The organism is Candidatus Neomarinimicrobiota bacterium (assembly GCA_021734025.1).
In the GTDB taxonomy this organism is placed as follows: Bacteria; Fidelibacterota; JAANXI01; order JAANXI01; family JAANXI01; genus JAANXI01.
The window spans coordinates 234,602-253,683 of sequence record JAIPJS010000002.1; the positions used below are offsets into that span (position 1 = coordinate 234,602).

General features: G+C 50.5%; 18 protein-coding genes. 5 read left to right on the plus strand and 13 right to left on the minus strand.

Features of this window, described 5'->3' with window-relative positions:
• Window positions 1-142: 142 nt before the first annotated feature.
• Window positions 143-1,411, minus strand: a complete 1,269-nt coding sequence (gene ftcD, locus K9N57_03250) for a glutamate formimidoyltransferase (protein ID MCF7803185.1) — start codon at window positions 1,409-1,411, stop codon at window positions 143-145.
• Window positions 1,412-1,615: 204 nt separating this feature from the next.
• Here ftcD and K9N57_03255 point away from each other — a divergent pair, with 204 nt between their 5' ends.
• Window positions 1,616-1,834, plus strand: a complete 219-nt coding sequence (locus tag K9N57_03255) for a DUF2283 domain-containing protein (GenBank protein ID MCF7803186.1) — start codon at window positions 1,616-1,618, stop codon at window positions 1,832-1,834.
• Window positions 1,835-1,873: 39 nt separating this feature from the next.
• Here the strand turns inward: K9N57_03255 and K9N57_03260 are convergent, their stop codons facing one another.
• Entirely contained in the window at window positions 1,874-2,416 is a 543-nt protein-coding gene (locus K9N57_03260) for an NUDIX hydrolase (protein ID MCF7803187.1), read from the minus strand.
• 681 nt (window positions 2,417-3,097) lie between these two features.
• Between K9N57_03260 and K9N57_03265 the strand changes: the two genes are divergently transcribed.
• Window positions 3,098-4,825 (plus strand): PLP-dependent transferase, encoded by a 1,728-nt coding sequence (locus K9N57_03265; protein ID MCF7803188.1) that lies wholly within the window; start codon window positions 3,098-3,100, stop codon window positions 4,823-4,825.
• Here K9N57_03265 and moeB read toward each other — a convergent pair.
• From moeB to K9N57_03300, 7 genes are all read right to left on the minus strand, one after another.
• The gene (gene moeB, locus K9N57_03270; GenBank protein MCF7803189.1) at window positions 4,822-6,264 is read right to left on the minus strand and encodes a molybdopterin-synthase adenylyltransferase MoeB; all 1,443 of its coding nucleotides are present in this window, start codon (window positions 6,262-6,264) and stop codon (window positions 4,822-4,824) included. The two genes, K9N57_03265 and moeB, sit on opposite strands and share 4 nt — an antisense overlap.
• Window positions 6,265-6,285: 21 nt before the next feature.
• On the minus strand, window positions 6,286-6,717 hold the full coding sequence (locus K9N57_03275; GenBank protein MCF7803190.1) for a M67 family metallopeptidase: 432 nt from the start codon (window positions 6,715-6,717) through the stop codon (window positions 6,286-6,288).
• Complete coding sequence (locus K9N57_03280) at window positions 6,714-7,664, minus strand: cysteine synthase family protein (GenBank protein ID MCF7803191.1); 951 nt, start codon at window positions 7,662-7,664, stop codon at window positions 6,714-6,716. Before K9N57_03280 ends, K9N57_03275 begins: the two co-directional genes overlap by 4 nt.
• A 289-nt stretch (window positions 7,665-7,953) precedes the next feature.
• Window positions 7,954-8,226 (minus strand): hypothetical protein, encoded by a 273-nt coding sequence (locus tag K9N57_03285; protein MCF7803192.1) that lies wholly within the window; start codon window positions 8,224-8,226, stop codon window positions 7,954-7,956.
• A gap of 94 nt (window positions 8,227-8,320) precedes the next feature.
• Window positions 8,321-9,184 carry a sulfurtransferase gene (locus K9N57_03290; protein ID MCF7803193.1) on the minus strand — a complete coding sequence of 288 codons (864 nt, stop codon included), beginning with the start codon at window positions 9,182-9,184 and terminating at the stop codon, window positions 8,321-8,323.
• A gap of 463 nt (window positions 9,185-9,647) precedes the next feature.
• A complete protein-coding gene (locus K9N57_03295; protein ID MCF7803194.1) occupies window positions 9,648-10,190 on the minus strand; it encodes a hypothetical protein in 543 nt (180 codons plus the stop codon).
• Between the two features lies 1 nt (window position 10,191).
• Entirely contained in the window at window positions 10,192-11,952 is a 1,761-nt protein-coding gene (locus tag K9N57_03300; protein ID MCF7803195.1) for an OPT/YSL family transporter, read from the minus strand.
• A 266-nt stretch (window positions 11,953-12,218) separates the two neighbouring features.
• On the opposite strand from K9N57_03300, the gene K9N57_03305 reads away from it, so the two are divergent.
• The 3 genes from K9N57_03305 (at window position 12,219) to K9N57_03315 (ending at window position 15,663) form a co-directional block, all read left to right on the plus strand.
• Window positions 12,219-13,466, plus strand: a complete 1,248-nt coding sequence (locus K9N57_03305; protein ID MCF7803196.1) for a uracil-xanthine permease family protein — start codon at window positions 12,219-12,221, stop codon at window positions 13,464-13,466.
• Between the two features lie 19 nt (window positions 13,467-13,485).
• Complete coding sequence (locus K9N57_03310; protein MCF7803197.1) at window positions 13,486-14,154, plus strand: DUF5020 family protein; 669 nt, start codon at window positions 13,486-13,488, stop codon at window positions 14,152-14,154.
• Window positions 14,155-14,343: 189 nt separating this feature from the next.
• A complete protein-coding gene (locus tag K9N57_03315; protein ID MCF7803198.1) occupies window positions 14,344-15,663 on the plus strand; it encodes an NCS2 family permease in 1,320 nt (439 codons plus the stop codon).
• Between the two features lie 286 nt (window positions 15,664-15,949).
• On the opposite strand, the gene K9N57_03320 is transcribed toward K9N57_03315, so the two are convergent.
• The 4 genes from K9N57_03320 to K9N57_03335 form a co-directional block, all read right to left on the minus strand.
• Complete coding sequence (locus tag K9N57_03320) at window positions 15,950-16,774, minus strand: 5'-nucleotidase, lipoprotein e(P4) family (GenBank protein ID MCF7803199.1); 825 nt, start codon at window positions 16,772-16,774, stop codon at window positions 15,950-15,952.
• The gene (locus K9N57_03325; protein MCF7803200.1) at window positions 16,767-17,156 is read right to left on the minus strand and encodes a DUF2784 domain-containing protein; all 390 of its coding nucleotides are present in this window, start codon (window positions 17,154-17,156) and stop codon (window positions 16,767-16,769) included. The genes K9N57_03320 and K9N57_03325 overlap by 8 nt, the downstream gene beginning before the upstream one ends.
• 18 nt (window positions 17,157-17,174) lie before the next feature.
• Window positions 17,175-17,711 carry a macro domain-containing protein gene (locus K9N57_03330; protein ID MCF7803201.1) on the minus strand — a complete coding sequence of 179 codons (537 nt, stop codon included), beginning with the start codon at window positions 17,709-17,711 and terminating at the stop codon, window positions 17,175-17,177.
• A 282-nt stretch (window positions 17,712-17,993) separates the two neighbouring features.
• Window positions 17,994-19,064 carry a 4Fe-4S binding protein gene (locus tag K9N57_03335; GenBank protein ID MCF7803202.1) on the minus strand — a complete coding sequence of 357 codons (1,071 nt, stop codon included), beginning with the start codon at window positions 19,062-19,064 and terminating at the stop codon, window positions 17,994-17,996.
• Between the last annotated feature and the right edge of the window lie 18 nt (window positions 19,065-19,082).

Here is a 19,082-nt window from a genome sequence, read left to right on the forward strand (position 1 = left end):
ATCCTATTGAAGCGAGTATCGCCCAATATCGTATTTATCCGATAAGTAATTTAGTGTTCAAGTGTTCAGGTTAATATTGTGTTTACATTATTATTATTTTTGTCTTTCTCCGCGTCCTTTGCGCCTCAGCGGTAAATTTTAATCAGTATTTATCCGTTGTATCTGCGTTCATCTGCGTGCGATTCTGTCCGCCTGGTAAACCTAATACATTCTTCCCGATCTCGAATGTCGTCTTATCCCGCAATCCCAGCGATTGGATGGCCGCCTCCAGGATTTCCGTGTAATGTGCGTTTTTCGGCAGATCCGATTGCTCCCGGTACCACAGACCTGCTTCATATAGCGCCTGATACGGCGCCATCCCCACGATTTCGCTCCCGGTGACTTTTAGTCCTCGCTCCGAAGCTAGTTCTTTGGTCTTTTCGTATACTTCACGAAGTCCGGTTTCCCTGAAATTCGTCAAATTCATCGAAACCTGCGCGCAATCGTATTCATCCACAAACCATCCGATGGCTTTCAGATATTTAAACAATCCCGGTCGCTTCACCGGCTTTCCCGCCAGATTTTCGGGATCCTGTCCATGCATTTGTAGCAGCTCGTACAAATCGTATCCGTGCTCACGTTCGGTATGCGAAGCAACTTGCTTAACCGATTCTGCCGAGAACTCACAGGAACCGCAGAAATACAGCCCTTCCTGATGATGCTTCACCTTCCCGCGATAATAAAACGGTTCCGTATCCCTCTCTCGGACAGACCGACCCTTTTCACGCAATTCCAGCGCGATATCTTTGGCATAGTCCACATTTTTGGTATCCAGATTGATATTATACGCAATGAGAAATTCCCTTGCGCCTATGGCGGTCACGCCCGCTTTCGGATTTAACTCCGTCGGTCCGAAATCCGGCCGCCATTCGGGATTCTTCAATTTTTCCGCCATGCCTTCGTACTCACCGCGACGAATATCCGCCAGATTTTTCCGGTTCGGCACGGTAGCAGATTCGGCATATAGGAAGACAGAAATACCAAGTTCATCTCCCACTTGGTGAGCCACCTCTTCTGCTAAAACACTACACTCTTCCATGGTAATATTTTTCACCGGGACGAACGGACAGACATCCGTAGCCCCCATCCGGGGATGCGCGCCGGATTGCTTCCGCATATCGATGAGTTTGCTCGCCTTTTTGATTCCGCGAAACGCGGCTTCTTTCAGGGGAGCTGGCTCCCCAATGAAGGTCACGACTGTCCGGTTGGTGTCCTTGCCGATGTCAACGTGGAGAACGTCGACACCGGAAACACCGTCAATCGCTTCGACGATAGCATCGATAACTGTCCAGTCGCGTCCCTCGCTGAAGTTGGGGACGCACTCCACCAACGGTTGCTCATCTTTAGGATTGTTAACGTTATTCGAATTCATTTGATAAAGATAACCAAAACTCTAATGAATCGATAACGGAAGTTCGCCATAAAGATTTTCGTGATTGTAATTTCAAATTGACTTGTTGAAATAATCAATGTCCTAGGTGCAAATACCGGAACTCCACGGTCGCTATTTGCGTGTGATTACATTGAAAGACAAACGAACCATTCATAATGCATTTCCAGACAGGAGGTTTCACGAATGCAACTGAATTATTATCCCGAAACGGATTCGTTATATATCGATTTGTCCTCCAAGATGAGTGTCGAAAGCCAGGAAGTCTCCACCGGCGGCGTCTTGGATTACGATGAGGATGGTAATTTGGTAGGCATCGATATCGATAACGCCAGCCGTAAACTGGAACTGAAGGAATTATCTCTCAATAAATTGCCGTTTGAAGTCCAGTCACTATCTGCCTGACCTAAGACACCGAACCCCCAACACTAACAGATTCCGCTTTTAATCATTTTTCCACAGAAAGTACCGATACAATCCAGCCACCACCAGCGAATGCGTTATCACCTGATTTCGAATTATTTCAGGAATACCGCTGAGCGGTCGCGTTTCCATCTCTATCTCCTCGTGCTCTTGTAAATCCTTCGCATCGGTTAACCTCGCGTTCTGAATGAGGAATGTATAGCATCGGTTCGTCTGAATGGCGGGATTGGCGTCCACGTATCCCAGCGATATGGGATCGTCGCCGGTGAATCCGGTCTCTTCCTGCAATTCTCTGGCTGCTGCCTTGCCGGGCAATTCGCCCTCGTCCACAAGTCCCCCGGGAATCTCAAGAGTAATGTCGTCGATACCATGACGGTATTGGCGGATCAACACGACCTCGTCGTCCGGAGTAACGGCAATGACGTTCACCCAGTCCGGCGTATCCATGGTGTAAAACTCACCTTTGTTTCCGGTAATAGCTGACTGTCGTTTAACTTTTTTCAGCGTCAAGATATTTGTGTCGAAGATCGTCTCCGATGACAGCGTTTTCCAGGGTTTGATCATGGTAGTATCCGTTTCTGCTGTTTCATAATCTTAATCATACTCCTAATCTTAATCGCTTCTATTTATCAGAGTGTTCGAGTGTTCGATTATTCAGGTGTTCGAGTGTTCAAGTATTTCGTATTACGTATTGCGTAAAGGGAAACCCAGACGCAAAAATTACGGAATACGCGGTACGCAATATTTTTCAATCAAATTTGCCTTGACGCTCCGCCACAGGAGGACTACGTCACCGTCCCACAGGTGGATCCCTTCGGAGCAAGTTAAAAACGTGTTAGAGTGTGACTGTGTTTCCGCCGTGGCTGAGTGTTATAGTTGTCTTGCGTCATGAGTCCCCGGTCGCTGGTCTTCAGCCTCCGATCTCCGGTTTATTCACTACTTCATTTTTCAATCTGCATTCTTCAATCGGTGGAAAAGTAAATGGTGCTTGATACTTGGGAATTCAATATGGGAAATTGGACATTGGATATTCAATCTGTTCCTTTCTCCTTTGAACAAAATCGATTAGGAGTAAGATTAGGATTAAGATTAAGAAAGGACTGAGCGGTAACTCACCCCTCCAATTCCCCTTGCCCGGTTCGGTTTCGTTTAATAAACTCCCTCTTTCGTTCACGCTAAACATACGGGCAAACCATTCTTGACTCAATAGAACATATCAATCAGGACAACAGTGGAATCCGGTCGGTGAAGGCGGTGGACGGAGAATTCGCCATCTCCGGCACGTTTCCCACCATCCAGGATATCATCGACTTTAAGGAGGGAACGGCAAACTTCCAGTACGGCTACTACCGCTTCATTCCGCACCCGTACCTCAAGACTGCACAGTCCAGTCTGCGGGAACATTTCGGTGCTCGGTATGTCGTCCTGTATAACTCGCTGCAGACGGGACTCGCCGAACTCCTCCGGTATCTGGACAGAGCTCCGCGAACGGAATCAGTCCACATCTATTATGAACAGAATATTTCTGCACTTCCTGCCATAGAAGACATTACCGGCTCAGAGACGTTTAATTCCATAGAAGTATCCATCTTCTCCATCGATGAATTCACTGGCCAGGATGCCTTCGATCGTACGCGCTGGGCCATCATTGCGGTAGAGCAATTTGGCAATTACGATACAGTGCTGGAGCAAAGCGACTATGTACCTTCCCGCAGAGATAATATCGCCGTATTGGCTGCCAAGCCTTCAAACGATCCCATTGATGTGAAAAAGGCGAAGCTCTGGCTTACACCGTTGAACAAGCCGGACAGTCCCATACGCGGCGCGGCAATATTCGGGAATGCCGAACGCCAGCTCATGGAACTTGGTCAACGGACGAAGCGACGGGGCTATTATCTCTCCAGCCGGAATGCCAGGGCCTTGCTGGATGGAGAGTCTGTTACTGAGTCAGTCAATGTCGTAGAATCTGTGAAAAACAGAATTGCAGAATTGGAAGATGGAACCGACACTTTTCTTTTCCCTTCCGGAATGAACGCCATCCAGACCGTGTTGGATATCCTTCGGACGCCGGAGAAGCAGCACGTGATCTCCATCGGTCATCTGTACCGGGATACTTTCACCACGCTGAAAAATGCCCCAATTGTGAATGCAGGGCCCGAAAACACCTTTCTGGGGGTAGATGAAATCGAAACGCTGGAGAGACACGTTACGCCATCAACGGCCTGTATCATCACAGAATCCATCACCAACCCGCTGAACGACGTACCGGATTTGGAACTGATTCAGTCGGTTGCCAGGAAACACGATATTCCGGTGGTGGTAGATAACACCATCGCAACCCCGTATAACTGTAAACCATTTGATTTCGGTGCGGATTTCGTTATCCACAGCACAACCAAATTCCTGAACGGGAAGAACAATCACGCCGGTGGAGCGGTTATCGTGAGAGAAGGCAAGTACACCCAAGCGCTGAACGCGTATCAACATCGCTGGGATAACTCTCTGTCTCCGCTGGAAGTTGAAGTACTTCAACAAAATATCCGTGACTTTCCGGAACGGATGGAGCGGTTTAATGCAAATGCGTGGCGGTTGGTGGAATTATTACAGAGTCAGTTGCAGGTGAAAGAAGTGTTTTATAACGGGTTAGAGTCGCACCGAACCTACGATGCGGCGAGACGGATACTTTCTGACTCCAGCAGCGTGGTGAGTTTTACTCTGCAGAAGGATTCATTGGAGGGATTGCGCGCCTTCTACGATCAGGACTTTGCGCATATAGACAAAGCGCCGACGCTCGGCTCGGATCACACACTCATCTGTCTGTATACGCTATTGACTCACTACGAGGAACCAGAAGAATATCTCAAAGAAGTAAACCTGCCTCGCTATCTTATTCGCATAGCCGTGGGATCAGAGAAAGATTTTCAGCCGGTGTTGGATTCGGTACAGTCGGCGTTCGATAACCTCCCGGACTAATACTGCGGCAGGCTCTCGTCCACCTCTTCTGCCCAGGCGTTGATACCGCCCACCAGATTTTTCACCTTATCAAATCCTGATGTCTGCATGAACTCCACGGCCTTGGCGCTGCGGACGCCCGTCCGGCAGTGCACCACGATATCGTCAGCCGTGTTCAGCTCAGCGATCCGCTCAGGCAATTCGTCCAGCGGGATCAGTTTACTGCCTTCAATCCGTGAAATTTCGTACTCTTCCGGATTCCGGACGTCCAGGATAAAGACATCTTCGTTGTTATCTAACTTCTCCTTCAGTCCCTGTGGCGAAATCTCGTACTTGTCGCCCAGATCCTTGGCCTCCTCTTCCTCGCCCCGGATGCCGCAGAACTGCTCGTAGTCGATGAGTTCGGTTACCGTGGGATTCTCACCGCAGACCGGGCAATCCGGATCTTTGCGGACTTCCAGCTCGCGGAATTTCATCTTCAGCGCGTCGAATAGCAGAAGACGTCCGGCCAGAGACTCACCGCGGTCGATGAGCAGTTTAATGGTTTCCGTTGCCTGAATGGTGCCAACGATTCCCGGCAGGACGCCAAGCACGCCGCCTTCGGCGCAGCTGGGTACCAGTCCCGGCGGTGGCGGCTCCGGATAGAGGCAGCGGTAGCATGGGCCGTCTTCCGTGGCAAAGACCGTTGCCTGTCCCTCGAACCGGAAAATGCTGCCGTATACATTCGGCTTGCCAAGGAGAACGCAAGCGTCGTTCACCAGATATCTCGTGGGAAAATTGTCGGTTCCGTCGACCACAATATCGTAATCGTCAATAATATCGAGGGCATTCTCTGAGGTCAGGCGTGTTTCGTGCGGAATGACTTTCACTTGGGGGTTAATCTGATTGATGCGCTCTGTCGCCGCGTCCAGTTTTTTGCGGCCCACGTCATCCGTAGAATAGATAACCTGTCGCTGGAGGTTGGTAAAGTCCACCACGTCGAAATCGATGACACCGAGGGTTCCGACACCGGCTGCCGCAAGATACGACACTAGCGGCGATCCGAGTCCGCCGGCGCCGACCACCAGTACTCTGGCCTCACGAAGCGCCTTCTGCCCCCGCATCGCTACCTCCGGCATAATCAAATGCCGGCTGTAGCGTTCGAGTTCTTCCTGCGATAACTGTCCGTTGTCACCTGTCGGGGCGCCTCCGGCCACGGCGGGGATAATGCTGATCACATCATCGTCCTCCGCCGGGGTGTCGGTGCCGTCCAGGTGACGGATATTTTCGTCGTTCAGGTAGACATTGACGAAGTTACGGAGCGTATCGTCATCGCCGTACAAATGGTTCTTCAACTCGCCGAACTGATCCGTCAGATCGTCCAGCGCATCGCCGACCGTCTCGCCCTGCACTTCGGCGGTGTCGTTCCCGTCGGCATATTGCCGGAGGGCAGTCGGAATATCGATGACTATCTTGCTCATAGCGTGGTTTCTCCTTTACGCTTATTCTGTTGATTCCAACTCCAGTGGAATTTCATCAAATTGAGATCGATCGTCGCGGAGCTGCCAGCCGTACATTTCGGCGGCTTCGCCGTCTCTTACTGATAAAATCAGATACGAATACCACGGCCAGGCGTGGTTTCGGTCATACTCGGACGGTCGCGCCGGCGACTCCGGGTGCGAGTGATAGATCCCCAGCATCTCCTGGCCGGTCTCCTTAGCGTACCGTTCGGCATCCCGGAACTCTTCTGGCTGTATCAAGAACCGCGTCTCCTGAGAATCCTCTCGTTGATTCGGCTGGCGCCGGATTTCGGTGATAATTCTATCATCGCCATCCTGTTTGCCAATGAGGAATCCGCAGCACTCGTACGGGTAATCCTTTTCTCCGTGATCGTAAATTTCCTGTGTGATTTCCTTTGATAATTTGACCGTCATTCTTCGCTCCAGAACTGTTCGTTAATATACCGCCGGCCGTTGTCCGGAAAGACTGTTACGATAACGCCGCTGTCCAGACGGCTGCCAACTTCAAGTACGCCGGCGACGGCAGCGCCGGAAGACATTCCGACCAGCAGCCCTTCCTGTCTGGCCAGCTGTTTCACCAGGGATTGGGCAACCTCCGTCTCGATTTCCAGATTTTCATCGGCCAGATAATCGTCGTAAATGCCCGGCACGATGGCGGACGGCATGTGCTTGAGTCCCTCCAGTCCGTGCAACGGGCCGTTGGGCTGGACGCTCACCAGCGAAATATCCGGATTGTATTCCCGCAGCCATCGGCTGGTACCGGTAAACGTTCCTGTTGTGCCGAGTCCTGCAACAAAGTGGGTGATCTGTCCGTCCGTCTGCTCCCAGATCTCCGGGGCAGTGGTCTTATAATGTGCCATCCAGTTTGCGGGATTGCTGTATTGATCTGCATAAAAATAGCGATCCGGAAATTCCCTGTGGAGTTCCCTGGCCTTTTTGATGGCGCCGTCCGAACTTTCTGCTGCGGGGGTCAGAGTGACTTTCGCCCCAAACGCCTTGTACATCCGGATATATTCCCGGCTGGCGTTTTCCGGTACGCAAAGCTGGACGTCGTGTCCCCGGCTGGCGCCGATCATAGCATATGCCAGTGCCGTATTCCCCGACGAGGCATCTAGGAGCGTTTTTCCGTTATCCAATGCACCAGCCTCCTCGGCGGATTTAATAATACCGAATGCGGCTCGATCTTTCACTGAACCTCCGGGATTAAACCATTCAGCTTTGGCATGGGCGTGAACATTTTCCGGAAGCATCTCGCTAATGCTCTCCAGATACAATAACGGTGTATTTCCAATCGTCTTTTCCAGTTCGACTCCGAGACGCCTTTTCTTCTGCGTCGGTGGTTCAATTGTATCAGTGTTCATCATTTTCATGACCTTCTCGGTCATCTTTTTCCTCTTTCAAAATTTGTAATTTAATCTCTGGGCTTTATTTATTCCACCCATCATTGGTAAAAATACCGAAGTGGTTTGGTTTATTATGTAAGCAAGGTTGCATCGCGTATCAGGTGTTCTCTTTAAAGACACAACTCCATCCACTGTCCCCTTCCTCTTCGGAAGAGCAAGGGGAACTATAATACGAAAGATTCGCATCTTGCTTCCCCATCTCTTTGAAGAGAGTGAGACTGAGGGGGTGAGTAGTGTTTATAAATTCTCACCCAAGCTCCCCATCCTCCGTATCCAGCCGTCCCTGCATAATCCATTCTTCCTGGCCACGGAGACGGATGTTCCGCTCCTTCAGCCACTCAACTAGAACTTCTTTGTCGCGCGCTTCCCACTCACAAACCATCTTTCCAGAGATAGTGTCACACACTGTTCGCACATGGCGAACGTCATCATTGGAATTATTCTTGAATCCCTTCACAATAGATTGAAGACCCTGTCGGGTTAGACAAGCGATCACATGGGCTGAAATGTATGTGTTCAATTTTTATCTCCTGAACCAAATTGCACTTTTGACCTCACCCTCTTTCCCTCTCCTCGTTTGAGGAGAGGGATATGAGGTGAGATGGTTTTCTTTGTTATGCCGCCTGTCCGTCGCCCTGTTCAATGGGTGCGCCGACCAGGTTGCCCCACTCAGTCCAGGAACCGTCGTAGTTGCGTACCTTTTCGTATCCCAGGAGATACTTCAGCACGAACCAGGTGTGGGAGGAACGCTCACCGATTCTGCAGTAAGCGACTGTCTCCTTGCCGTCTTCAACGCCGGCTCCCTCGTAGATCTCCTTCAGTTCCTCATAGGACTTGAAGGTACCGTCATCGTTCACAGCCGAGGCCCACGGGATATCCACGGCGCCGGGGATGTGTCCACCACGCTGTGCGGTTTCGGACATGCCCGCCGGAGCAATCACTTCGCCGGTAAACTCTGCCGGCGACCGGACATCCACAAGGTTGAACCTCTCATTTTCCAGGTTGTCCAGGATCAGATCTTTGTAGGCGCGGACATTATCATCCGGAAAGCTCGCCTCGTAGTCTGTGTTGGGATAGGACGGTTCTTCGGTCGTCAGCTCACGATCCTCTTGGATCCACTTCTTACGGCCACCGTTGATGATCTTCAGTTTGTCTTCGTCATGCCCGTAATAGCGGAACTGCCACAAGGCGTACGCGGCAAACCAGTTGTTGTTGTCTCCATAGAAGACCACCGTGGTATCATTAGTAATACCAATATCCTGCGCCAGCTCCTCAAACTGCTCCTTGGTCAGGATATCGCGGCGCACCTGGTCGTTCAGCTGGGTCTCCCAGTTGAGACCAACCGCGCCCTCGATGTGGCCCTCATCGTACGCGGACGTATCCACGTCCACCTCGACCAGCCGCACGTTCTCGTCATCCTTGTGCTTGTCAGCCCATTCGGTGCTGACCAGTACTTCCGGATGTGCATATTCACTCATATCTATAACTCCTTCGTTGTTGTTTTGTGTTCGTCAGTATTGACCGATGTTCAGCGGTCAATTGGTTCGCAGATGTAAATTGTGGATGAGTCGCACCGATGGTGCGTAAAGAGATATTATGCCGGCATTATGCCGGACAACAGATACAACAAAGTGTAGTAATCGGGTTCAGCCTGAAGAAGTCAGGCCGTGTGATGGAAAGAATATTCAGTCGATATGTGGGTTGGTACATCCCATGAGGTGAAAATTATACGACCTGTTTGGTCTTATTTCAACTGATTTTTTTAAGGAATGATTTCCCACCTTATTAACGGGATTAAAAGACAAAGCGCTCCGCCTTGGAATGAGATTCCAAGGCTAGTCTGAATAGCCTTTCAATCTCATTGAAAGGCTTACTGGTAATCCCTATCTATTCTATTTTTTTTCTCTCCGGAAGGATCCCCACCGGAGCGTCAATCCGTGTTCAATTATTCGGGGTATTTCCCAGCGCGGTCAACCGCTCCAGGGCTTGCGTGAATTGGTGTTCGGCTTTGCCAAGATAGGTATGTGCCTCGTCAATATATCCGTCCACCGAGGTCGACCAGACCCGGTTCAGGTAACGCTCTCCGGCTGCATAGTGACTCATGATATCCGCGTAGTCCTGCAGAGAATACGCGTGCCCGATACTTTCCCTGGCATCGACGAATTTGTTGAGATCGTTTATGAAGGTATCATCAATGAACTCGTGTAAATCGTAGACATCAATCTCCGATTTCCGGGCATTCAGATCTTTGGCATCCCGTACGATGTTGGACAGGCTCTCCTCCAAAATTTTAATATTTTCAGCGATGGTATCTTCGTGCTGCGCTGCTTTCCGCTGGCCTACCTGGACAAGCCCGACGCCAATCAGTCCAAGAATTAATACAGGAATAAATAGTGTCCAGTTGATTGTCCATTCATGCAGAACGGTGATATATGCCCCGATTAAAAAGCTTACAGCGATCAATATTAGTCCGATTCGTTTCATGTCAACCTCCCACCGCGCCGGTTATTACATAGTAGAGAGCAAACCCAACTCCGACCAGCGCCTCACCGACGATAAGTCCGGCTGCCACTGGAATCCCAACGTCGTGGCTATACTTATGCCCCTTTTTCCAATCGACGACCAATCTGAGTACGGTACCTATAGTATATGTCAGAACGATGTTGAACGGCAGGTAAAATCCGAGTCCCACCAGGATACCGAGTCCGCCGATACCGCTGGCACTGAGAATTGCTCCGAGTCCGGCGCCGGCGACGTATTTCTGTACCGGTACATCACCTCCGAGAATCCCGCTAATCATGCTGGCGAGTGCCTGTCCCTGCGGCGCCGGCAGCCGTTCCGACCCCATACCGTAGGCGCGGTGGAGGACGAAAATCAATCCCATGATAAGGATCGGCCCCAGCCAGATGCCCAAGTACTGCCCGATCTGCTGCATTTTTGGAGTCGCGCCCACAAGGTAGCCAGTCTTGAGGTCCATCATCATGTCGGTGGCCTGCGCCATGGCGACACACATGGCTGCCCCGACCATCATAGAGGCGATCACCGTCTCACGGTCGCCCATCCCGCTGGCGATAAATATCAGTATGGTGATTCCAATGAGAGTCATGCCACTGAGCGGTGACCAATTGGTACGGCCGATACACTCCGCGAGAATTACCCCGGCCATCCAGATCCAGATCGTGCCCAGCAACGCCATGATACCACCGCGAATCCAACCCATGTGCTCCGTGGAAACCCTTGCAATGATGAAAAGGACAACGAATGCGCCGATAATGCCGACATACAGGAGTTTAATCGGCAGTTCATCGGCGGAAAGTCCGCCCTTCATTTTGGAGGCGGACTGCATACTCTTGATTGCGCTGACAATTAATGGAAATGCGAGAATAATCCCCGCAAGCGCCCCGCCGATAAGCATCCCGATACCCACCGGTTTGAACAGCATTTCTCTGAGATAGACCGGCATGCTTTCTCCGGCAGCCGAGAGTGTCGCAGCATCAGGGAGCATTCCCTGGACTGAAAGCAGCGGCGATAAAACCCAATAACAGACGTATCCTCCAATGATGAAATAGACGCCGCCCTTTCCGGCGAGGAATCCTACGCCCACCGTCAGCAGTGAAATGTACCAGACGCCATTCATGTACTCCGGCATGCCGAGCCAGTCCCCCAGTGGCAGATTTCCTACGCCGGTGTAATTGCTTATGAAGTGCACCACTCCACTTAACACAGCTCCGCCGATAAGCAGCATCGCCTTTTTCACACCGGCGCCCGGCGACTTCAGGATGGCCGCCACGGCGATGCCGCCAGGATAGGCTAGCCTGTTGTAGTCGATCATTTGCTTACGGAGCGGGATAATAAAAGCGATTCCGAGGAATCCGCCGGCGATACACGCCAGCACCAGCAGGTACGGATTAAAATCGGTATACCCCAGGATAAACAGCGCTGGTACCGAGAACATCATCCCGGCCGATGCACCGTTCACGCCGCTGGCGATAGTCTGGTTGATATTATTTTCCACGATGCTGTTCCGGCGCATGACGCCTCTGAGTATGCCAAATCCCAGGATGGCCGCCAGTTCACTCCCTTCGATGGAAAAACCTAATATCAGACTGGCATAACCAATGCTCAACGCAATCAATGCGCCAAGGACATATCCAACTAACACAGCGGGTACGGACAATTCGGGGTATGGTCCGCGTCGAATCACCTTATTATCTGCTGATGCCACAGCGTCGCCTCCGGTTTGGATAGTTAGAACATTCGTGTGCTTAAGGCACGTATTCTTTTACTAAAGAGACGAAATTTAATACAGGAATCAGGTCGTTTCCAACCATTGATGTTGCTTCTGATTGTTTTCTCGTTTCAGGATGTCGTAAAAACCTGCTCTTTCTGATACCTGACAATTCAAATTCGTAAGGTAAATCGAAATTTTTCCTTACATCCAAGTTCTCGTTATACTAATTTTTTATAATTTATTACTCCAGGACATCACTTCTTAAAATCACAAAAGGAGGATTGGCACACGTGGAAGCCGGAACAGGTAAATTCAGAGATATCATCGTTGGCGTTCAGCTGTTATTTGTAGCTTTCGGAGCATTGGTACTTGTTCCGCTTCTGACGGGCCTCGACCCGTCTATCGCACTCTTGAGTGCCGGTGTCGGCACTCTCATTTTTCAGTTAGTTACCAAAGCACGGGTTCCGGTATTTCTTGCCAGCTCGTTTGCATTCATTGCCCCAATTCAGATTGGGATCGAAACCTACGGTGTAGCCGCGACACTCGGCGGACTCGCCACAGCTGGTCTGCTCTATCTCCTTCTCGGTGGGCTCGTTAAACTCAGAGGAGTCCAGGTTATTGAGCGATACCTGCCACCGGTGGTCACCGGCCCGGTCATTATGGTCATTGGCTTGTCGCTTGCACCAACTGCCATTGATATGACCCGAAATTTTGGCAGCGGATCTGAAATCGACTACCTCGCTGTTCTCATTGCTCTGATTACGCTCACAGCAACTATTGTCGTCGTGCTCAAAGGTAAAGGCATGCTTGGATATATCCCGATTCTCATTGGAATTATTGTCGGGTATATTATTTCCATGCTATTCGGGGTCGTTGATTATACTCCAATTCACGAATCCCAGTGGTTTTCCTTGCCCTGGAAAGGCGCCATTGCGGATGGATCATACGCTTTTCCCGTCTTCGATCTCAGAGCTATTCTGTTTATCCTGCCGGTAGCGATCGCACCGGCGATTGAACATGTCGGCGACATCCTGGCAATTTCGGCTGTAACCAAAGATGATTACCTGGAGGATCCCGGATTGCATCGGACGCTGACCGGCGACGGATTGGCAACCACCATTGGCGCGCTGCTAGGCGGCCCGCCGAACACGACCTACTCGGAAGTGACCGGCGCAGTCGCCCTGCTCAAGACATTTCGCCCGGTTCTCATGCGGATTGCCGCAATAGCCGCGATTCTCCTCGCCTTCTTTGGAAAGCTCGGCGCAGTACTGAAGACTACCCCTGTCCCGGTGATGGGCGGAATCATGGTGCTTCTCTTTGGTATGATCGCCGTCATCGGCATGCAGACACTCTTTCGAAATAAAGTTGACCTGAGCAAATCACGAAATCTTGTAATAATAGCAGTAATCCTGGTGACCGGAATCGGTGACCTAGCCTTTGGCTTTGGCGATTTCAGTATTTCCGGGATTGGTCTGGCAGGTGTCTTCGGTGTAATGCTCAACGTGATACTCCCCCAACAAAACGATTAACCCAAGGAAAGGAAGAACCATGCGAAAGCTCTTCATCTTGATTCTTGCACTTGGATTCAGCGCACAGCTCTCCGCACAAAATTTCCAGTTTCACTACGATTTCGGTGAAGATCGGGATTATGTGACTACGACGTTTGAAATGTTCAAACTGGACGAATACGGCGCCACCTTCTGGTTCGTGGATATGGACTACAATAATCGCCACGATGGATTTAAAAGCGCTTCCCTTTCCTACCTGGAAATCGCCCGCTATATCAACCTTCCCTGGGTTGAAGGTCTCTCGGCAACCCTGCAATACAACGACGGCCTGGTCGGCGGATTCCCCCTGGGGCCTATCTGGCTGGCAGGTGGGAGTTATCCGGTCTCGATTGGCAATTTTACAATCAACACAGACTTGCTCTACCGACATGCCTATAATTCTGACGCACCGGATGTTCAGCTGACAGCGGTCTGGTTCCATCCGTTTCTGGATGGTAAGATCTCCTTTGCCGGATTTTTGGATATCTGGACCCAGGACGATTTTGTGGAGGACGGGAAGGAATTCGTCCTGTTGACTGAACCTCAGCTCTGGTATAACTTTGGCGATCATCTTTCACTGGGAACCGAACTGGAAATCAGCAAGAATTTCCTGCCGGCCACCGATGATTTGGAACTGATGCCGACGCTCGGGATGAAGTGGCAGTTTTAACTGAATAGCACGTAGAAGTACGCTGGAACAAAGGATCTACACAGATTGGAAGCAGACTCGCTGTTCCGTAACCGAATCTCCCAGCTGTGAATATGTAACTTTGAATCCAATACGGCCTTTGTTGCCGAAAACTCGAATGGGCTCGAACAGATCCATTTGATAATAAACATACTATGAAAAGGAAGTCCAATGGATAAATATTTCAGACTTAAAGAGAATAATACGAACGTCCGGACGGAGGTAATCGCAGGGATTACCACCTTTCTGGCGACGATGTACATCATCGTGGTGAATCCTAGCATTATCAGCGACACCGGGATGCCGTTTAACGGTGTGCTGACCGCGACGGTGCTGGTGAGCGCCTTTGCCAGTATCATGATGGGGATTTACGCGAAGAATCCCATTGTCATCGCTCCGGGTATGGGACTCAATGCGTACTTCACCTATTCGGTAGTCATTGGGATGGACGTCCCGTGGGAAACGGCTTTGGGCGCCGTCTTCTGGTCGGGTATCATCTTTCTCCTGCTGTCTATTTTCAACGTGCGGACGTATATCGTCAAAGCCATTCCGAAGCAGATTCGCTACGGCGTGGCAGCCGGTATTGGACTGTTCATTACCCTCATCGGATTTATCAACGCCGGATTCGTTACCGCCAATGAATCTACGGTGGTCGGTATGGGACCGCTGAACGCCATTACTATCACCTTCATCATCGGACTCCTGGTTACGGCAGTGCTCATCGTCCGAAGGGTAAAAGCGGCGATCATTCTTGGTATTACCATTACAACACTAATTGCTATTCCCATTGGAAGAATATATGGGGATGCCTCGGCTGTGAATTACGGTGTGCCGACGCTAGTGACCTGGAAGGGTCTGTTTGCCATGCCGGACTTCAGCCTCTTTTTCGCCATGGATTTCATTGAATCGCTGAAATTGGCGCTCTGGCCGGTAGTCTTTGCTTTCCTCTTCACCGATATGTTTGACAGTCTCTCGACATTCATCGGCGTGGCGGAAGCGGCGAAATTACTGGACGAAAACGGCGAACCCCGAAACGTGAAGGAATCCCTGGTCACCGACGGTTTCGCCACCACCATTTCCGGTCTCTTCGGAACCAGTTCAGGCACCGCCTACATCGAATCTGCAACCGGAATCGAAGAAGGCGGCCGCAGTGGATTGACTGCCGTAGTTGCCGGATTGCTTTTTCTGCCGTTTATGTTCTTCTCACCGCTACTCTCCATCGTTCCGGACATTGCGACGGCCCCGGCGCTGGTACTGGTTGGCGTCTTTATGATCCGGCCGGTGCGACAGATCAACTGGCAGCAGTTCGACGACGCAATCCCTGCCTTCCTGGCACTGGTGCTGATCCCGTTAACGTACTCGATCACCCAGGGCATCATCTGGGGGTTCTTAAGCTGGACGGTTATCAAACTGGCACAGGGGAAGACAGAAGAAGTTACGCCGATGCTGTTGGTGATTGATGCGTTTGCGATCCTTGCTTTGATTGTGTAAACGCATAAGTTTATATGAACGCGCCTCGCAATGAGATTGCGAGGCTTGTGTTATTAGCCTTGGAATCTCATTCCAAGGGGTACACAATTTATCCCGCCATCCAGAAAACCACGTGTGTAAAGCCGGGGGTGCCATCAAAGTCTTACTTCCGTCACCGATTCCCGCCCAGGCGGAATCGGTGACTGTTTACTGGAGTCTATTAAATTGAGACTGTGTATATAGATAACTGTCGGCGACGCTGTCAGCGGTCACTGACAGAAGCGTAGATGTTCATCATAACTCTCATCTAATCAGTAAAACCTTTGAGTGCTTTCTCCCGTGCGTTCGCCTTCTCTTCATCGGAAAGTGACCAGTCGTAATCATAAATCGCTCCCTCCCATTCGCCGTACATGGGATTGGGTAAAACGATGAACTTCTTCCCGAACTTTTTTCGCAGGAGATCGGCGGCGAGATTTCTGTCCTGATTGGAGCGATTCCCGAATACGTCGGAGAAATCGTTCAGATTGTCACCGATGAGGAGGGCAATCCGATGATTTTCCCGGATCTTGTTTCGTCGAGACTCTTTGCTGGATTCATCCGTACGGAGGTACATGTGTTTTTCCTTCACCTGGGGGAAGTCCATGACCTCCAGGTTTTCCATGGTTGGAATGAGCGTTGTTGCTCTCCGGTTTGAGACGTAAAAGATTCTGACACCTACCGAGTCGGCGAATTGCAGAAATTCCAGCGCTCCCGGGATCGGGTGAGCTGCGGAGAGTTCAATCCATTCCGTCCAGTTCTTGGGATAATCGTAATTCTCTAAAACGAGATCGGCCTCGTACGGACTGTTATCCAGCACCGTCTCATCAATGTCTACCACTACCGCCAGCGACTCCGGATGGGACTCACCGTGCAGCATCTCTTCCAATCGATTTTTCGCAACATTATAGGCCTGATAGCAGAGCGCCCTGTACTCCGATGAAACCTGATGGTACAGCACCGCCATCTCCAGATAATCGTTGTCTGGTGATGTCTGTTCGGCTTGTTGCGCCAGTGATAGCGAAGGCATTCCAGTGCCGACAAGCATGACTGCGACCAGAATCATTGGAATTAGAGTAGTCCGTATTTTATTCATTTATGTCCTCCGATATTCGCATTCGATAATCCCGGTAATTCAAGATTATCGACATTATTAGTGCAACCATAAAGAGTGCAACTACCCAGATATTTACCACCGATGTTGCCGGCTCAAATCCCGTAAATTTTTCTAAGAGATATACGATATACGAGCGAGGCAGATCCCGCTCACCCAGTTTCCAGAGCACCTGCCAGTGCCAGTCGGTGCACGGGCAATATCCGAATCCATACCAAATGCCGAGTATCCCCCAGGAGAATGCTGTCAACGAGAGCGTAATCAGATTCGCCAAACGGGTTTTGCGCCAAAGCCATCCCAGCAGGTTAAAAAGCGTCAAGCCTGTGTGGAACACCAGAAAAAATTTGTCTAAAAAATTCAGCATGGTTCCATATAACAGGGGTTATCCGAATTTCTCCTCCAGCATTGCTGAGTGTATGCCCATGGACTCTTCTCCCCACAGGACAAACCTGATTATTTTTACCGATTCCAGAGATGGGATTTCCGATTTGATTGTGGTGAGCGCAACTTCAGCCGCATCCTCCATGGGATATCCGAATGCGCCGGTGGAGATCGCGGGAAATCCGATGGAGGCGAGTTCGTTCTCTTCCGCTTGTTGCAGCGCATTTCGGTAGCAATCCGCCAGGAGCTTATCTTCCGGTTTATCCCGCCCATACACCGGGCCAAGGCAATGAATGACATGTGGGTTCGGCAGATCGTGCCCGCCGGTAATCACGGCCTCTCCCGGATTGATGGGTGCCAGCGGACGCGTTTCCTCTTCCAGCCCCGGCCCGGCAGCCCGGTGAATGGCTCCGGCAACGCCGCCGCCTATCCGCAACTGTGCATTCGCAGCATTGACTACTGCATCACAATCCGGCTGGTTGGCGATGTCGCCGCGGGTGAGTTCAATGGTTACACCTTCGTACTCAACTTTGTTCATACCGACCTCCCTGGCTAGGATTCAAGGCTTGTAAAAATAATGTACAAAGTTAGGGAGTATTGCTACAGTGGAAATCGACTTGGTAAAAACTAAAGTGTTTAATAGAGAAATTGAAATATTTTACCTCGCAATGAGATTGCGAGGCTGACTGTTCGGAGCCTTGGAATCTCATTCCAAGGCGAAGGATAACAAATACAGCTACTCAAATCTTTATCCCATTAACACGGTAACACTATACGGGTTTCTAAGTGTCCCGATAGACTCCCTTTGGGAACTCTGTAGTTATTGTCCTTCCGCCTGGCGATTAAACTTTTGCACGTCATTTGTGCTTGTGGGATGTCCGTAGCTTTCCATGTGCTCGTAATGGTAAAGATACTCTTCTTTGGAGATATCGTTCTGCCAGTGCCCGGTGATCATGCCAAGACCGGTAACCGCCATGAACACCGCCACAATGGCAACGGCTATTTTCTTCTTTGGTAGCTTCCGCTTGTTTATCAGCGATTTCACGTCCAGGGTATCAGCCACAGGACAGGCGTCCACGCAGCTCAAACAGCTGGAGCACTCATCCGACCAGACGGTTTTGACCTTATCCACATTGATGAATGACGGGCAGGCCTTCGCGCACTTTGCACAGTCAATGCACGTATCCACATTGCGCTGGATTTTGTTTGGACTCAGCAATCCGGTGATACCCAACAGAGCGCCGTAGGGGCAGAGATACCGGCACCAAAAATTTCGTACGAATATTGATCCCAGAAAGAGTACTGTAATAACAATGAGCGCGGTTTTGGATATATCCGCAAAGAAGTAGAACATTTTGATATCTGCCACCTGATTGTACGGACTATCCAGAAACGCCTTGAGTGCCGCATCAGTCATCAGGAAAAAGATGGAGTAGACGAAAAATCCCAGTAGCAGATATTTCAGGCTCCGGAGGGGATAATCGATCCACCTGGGGAGTTTGATTTTGCCAAACATTTTTTCCCCGAATTTGCCAAGATACTCGGAGAGAAATCCGATGGGACACATCCAACTACAGAACGCCTTTCCAATGATGAGCGACATTAACACAATACCCAGGAAGATAAAGAGTCCCGCCGGATGCGCGTTGTGGATAATCCCTTCTTTGAGGAAAAGGTACGCGCTCATCATGGAGCTGATGGGAAGATAACCGTCAACGCCCGGTGGCCTGCTCACAAAGGCTGTTGTGCCATCCGTTTCCAGATATCGAATAAAAAAGTAAAACCGGACACCGATGGCAATTGACAGCAACGCAAAGGCGCTCTGCACCCAGAGACGGTATTTCTGAACCGGTTTTTCGGTATTCCGAATAACCTTTCTCTTCTTTTTCACCCGACTGCCCCGGGATTT

What these genes read in the sequence shown, in the direction of transcription:
- ftcD (MCF7803185.1), bottom strand. Translation starts at nt 1,411, where the DNA reads ATGAATTCGAATAACGTTAACAATCCTAAAGATGAGCAACCGTTGGTG.
- K9N57_03330 (MCF7803201.1), bottom strand. Translation starts at nt 17,711, where the DNA reads ATGAACAAAGTTGAGTACGAAGGTGTAACCATTGAACTCACCCGCGGC.
- moeB (MCF7803189.1), bottom strand. Translation starts at nt 6,264, where the DNA reads ATGAGCAAGATAGTCATCGATATTCCGACTGCCCTCCGGCAATATGCC.
- K9N57_03315 (MCF7803198.1), top strand. Translation starts at nt 14,344, where the DNA reads ATGGATAAATATTTCAGACTTAAAGAGAATAATACGAACGTCCGGACG.
- K9N57_03310 (MCF7803197.1), top strand. Translation starts at nt 13,486, where the DNA reads ATGCGAAAGCTCTTCATCTTGATTCTTGCACTTGGATTCAGCGCACAG.
- K9N57_03290 (MCF7803193.1), bottom strand. Translation starts at nt 9,184, where the DNA reads ATGAGTGAATATGCACATCCGGAAGTACTGGTCAGCACCGAATGGGCT.
- K9N57_03255 (MCF7803186.1), top strand. Translation starts at nt 1,616, where the DNA reads ATGCAACTGAATTATTATCCCGAAACGGATTCGTTATATATCGATTTG.
- K9N57_03295 (MCF7803194.1), bottom strand. Translation starts at nt 10,190, where the DNA reads ATGAAACGAATCGGACTAATATTGATCGCTGTAAGCTTTTTAATCGGG.
- K9N57_03325 (MCF7803200.1), bottom strand. Translation starts at nt 17,156, where the DNA reads ATGCTGAATTTTTTAGACAAATTTTTTCTGGTGTTCCACACAGGCTTG.
- K9N57_03275 (MCF7803190.1), bottom strand. Translation starts at nt 6,717, where the DNA reads ATGACGGTCAAATTATCAAAGGAAATCACACAGGAAATTTACGATCAC.
- K9N57_03260 (MCF7803187.1), bottom strand. Translation starts at nt 2,416, where the DNA reads ATGATCAAACCCTGGAAAACGCTGTCATCGGAGACGATCTTCGACACA.
- K9N57_03280 (MCF7803191.1), bottom strand. Translation starts at nt 7,664, where the DNA reads ATGAACACTGATACAATTGAACCACCGACGCAGAAGAAAAGGCGTCTC.
- K9N57_03320 (MCF7803199.1), bottom strand. Translation starts at nt 16,774, where the DNA reads ATGAATAAAATACGGACTACTCTAATTCCAATGATTCTGGTCGCAGTC.